This window comes from Shewanella sp. 3_MG-2023 (genome assembly GCF_030548765.1).
GTDB lineage: Bacteria > Pseudomonadota > Gammaproteobacteria > Enterobacterales > Shewanellaceae > Shewanella.
The window spans coordinates 1-3,179 of the sequence record NZ_JAUOSH010000065.1 but is presented as its reverse complement, the minus strand read 5'-3'; the positions used below and the strand labels follow the sequence as shown (position 1 = coordinate 3,179).

At 49.3% G+C, this 3,179-nt stretch carries 1 rRNA gene; it reads right to left on the bottom strand.

Annotated features, from left to right (window positions below):
- Positions 1-7: 7 nt before the first annotated feature.
- Positions 8-2,899: ribosomal RNA gene (locus tag Q4591_RS19910) — 23S ribosomal RNA — on the bottom strand.
- Positions 2,900-3,179: the final 280 nt, after the last annotated feature.

The following is a 3,179-nucleotide window of genomic DNA, read 5'->3' as shown; positions in this document are numbered from 1 at the left end:
GGGTTGTATGGTTAAGCCTCACGAGTCATTAGTACAGGTTAGCTCAACGCCTCACAACGCTTACACACCCTGCCTATCAACGTCCTAGTCTCGAACGGCTCTTTAGAGAGATTAAATCTCTAGGGATGACTCATCTTAGGACTCGCTTCCCGCTTAGATGCTTTCAGCGGTTATCGATTCCGAACGTAGCTACCGGGCAATGCTATTGGCATAACAACCCGAACACCAGCGGTTCGTCCACTCCGGTCCTCTCGTACTAGGAGCAGCTTCCTTCAATCATCCAACGCCCACGGCAGATAGGGACCGAACTGTCTCACGACGTTCTGAACCCAGCTCGCGTACCACTTTAAATGGCGAACAGCCATACCCTTGGGACCGACTTCAGCCCCAGGATGTGATGAGCCGACATCGAGGTGCCAAACACCGCCGTCGATATGAACTCTTGGGCGGTATCAGCCTGTTATCCCCGGAGTACCTTTTATCCGTTGAGCGATGGCCCTTCCATACAGAACCACCGGATCACTATGACCTACTTTCGTACCTGCTCGACGTGTATGTCTCGCAGTTAAGCTGGCTTATGCCATTGCACTAACCGTACGATGTCCGACCGTACTTAGCCAACCTTCGTGCTCCTCCGTTACTCTTTGGGAGGAGACCGCCCCAGTCAAACTACCCACCAGGCACTGTCCCGAACCCCGATAAGGGGCCGCGGTTAGAACATCAAAACTACAAGGGTGGTATTTCAAGATTGACTCCACTCCATCTAGCGACGAAGCTTCAAAGTCTCCCACCTATCCTACACATGTAGGTTCAATGTTCAGTGCCAAGCTATAGTAAAGGTTCACGGGGTCTTTCCGTCTAGCCGCGGGTATACGGCATCTTCACCGCAATTTCAACTTCACTGAGTCTCGGCTGGAGACAGCGTGGCCATCATTACGCCATTCGTGCAGGTCGGAACTTACCCGACAAGGAATTTCGCTACCTTAGGACCGTTATAGTTACGGCCGCCGTTTACTTGGGCTTCGATCATGAGCTTCTCCGAAGATAACCCAATCAATTAACCTTCAAGCACCGGGCAGGCGTCATACCGTATACGTCATCTTGCGATTTTGCACAGTACTGTGTTTTTGATAAACAGTTGCAGCCACCTGGTATCTGCGACTGCCGTCAGCTTAGGGAGCAAGTCCCATCACCAACAGCAGCGTACCTTCTCCCGAAGTTACGGTACCATTTTGCCTAGTTCCTTCAGCCGAGTTCTCTCAAGCGCCTTGGTATTCTCTACCCGACCACCTGTGTCGGTTTGGGGTACGATTCCTACTAACCTGAAGCTTAGAAGATTTTCCTGGAAGCATGGCATCAACTACTTCATCACCTTAGTGACTCGTCATCAGTTCTCAGCCTAATGTAAACCCGGATTTGCCTAAGTTTACAGCCTACAACCTTAAACGCGGACTACCAACGCCGCGCTAGCCTAGCCTTCTCCGTCTCTCCATCGCAGTTAGCAGAAGTACGGGAATATTGACCCGTTTCCCATCGACTACGCCTTTCGGCCTCGCCTTAGGGGTCGACTCACCCTGCCCCGATTAACGTTGGACAGGAACCCTTGGTCTTTCGGCGAGGGAGTTTTTCACTCCCTTTATCGTTACTCATGTCAGCATTCGCACTTCTGATACGTCCAGTGTGGGTTACCCCTTCACCTTCAACCGCTTACAGAACGCTCCTCTACCGCTTGCTCATAAGAGCAAACCCATAGCTTCGGTGTATTGCTTAGCCCCGTTAAATCTTCCGCGCAGGCCGACTCGACTAGTGAGCTATTACGCTTTCTTTAAATGATGGCTGCTTCTAAGCCAACATCCTAGCTGTCTAAGCCTTCCCACATCGTTTCCCACTTAGCAATAACTTTGGGACCTTAGCTGATGGTCTGGGTTGTTTCCCTTTTGACGACGGACGTTAGCACCCGCCGTCTGTCTCCCGAGTAGTACTCACTGGTATTCGGAGTTTGCAAAGGGTTGGTAAGTCGGGATGACCCCCTAGCCTTAACAGTGCTCTACCCCCAGTGGTATTCGCTCGAGGCGCTACCTAAATAGCTTTCGAGGAGAACCAGATATCTCCGAGTTTGATTGGCCTTTCACCCCCAGCCACAAGTCATCCGCTAATTTTTCAACATTAGTCGGTTCGGTCCTCCAGTTGATGTTACTCAACCTTCAACCTGCCCATGGCTAGATCACTCGGTTTCGGGTCTACGCCTTGCAACTAAACGCGCAGTTAACACTCGGTTTCCCTACGGCTCCGCTATTCGCTTAACCTCGCTACAAAACGTAAGTCGCTGACCCATTATACAAAAGGTACGCAGTCACGGTCTCAAGAACCGCTCCCACTGCTTGTACGTACACGGTTTCAGGTTCTATTTCACTCCCCTCACAGGGGTTCTTTTCGCCTTTCCCTCACGGTACTGGTTCACTATCGGTCAGTCAGGAGTATTTAGCCTTGGAGGATGGTCCCCCCATATTCAAACAGGATGTCACGTGTCCCGCCTTACTCGTTTTCATCTATGGTTAGTTTTCATGTACGGGACTATCACCCTGTACCGTTGAGCTTTCCAACTCATTCCACTAACACCCCATAGACTTAAGGGCTAATCCCCGTTCGCTCGCCGCTACTAGGGGAATCTCGGTTGATTTCTTTTCCTCTGGGTACTTAGATGTTTCAGTTCCCCAGGTTCGCCTCATAACGCTATGTATTCACGTTATGATGACCACTTATGTGGCCGGGTTTCCCCATTCGGACATCGTTAGCTCAAATGCTTGTTACTAGCTCGCCAACGCTTTTCGCAAGTTACTACGTCCTTCATCGCCTCTGACTGCCAAGGCATCCACCGTATACGCTTAGTCACTTAACCATACAACCCAAATGAGTTTCACAAGGAAACTTAATCGTTGTCAGAGCGGGTAGCCCTAACAGCTGTATCGTAACTAGCTGGTTTATTACATAATTTGCATCTCTTGCGAGTACACAAATTCGCCTTAGTTTTTAGAATATTCAAGACACTTAATAAAGTGTTTTGAGAACTCAATGTATTATCAGAAAAGGATTAATTTCCCAATAATACGATTTGTAATTAATACAACGACAGACATCATCGTATTAAATACTATCAGCTTTCCAAATTGTTAAAGAAC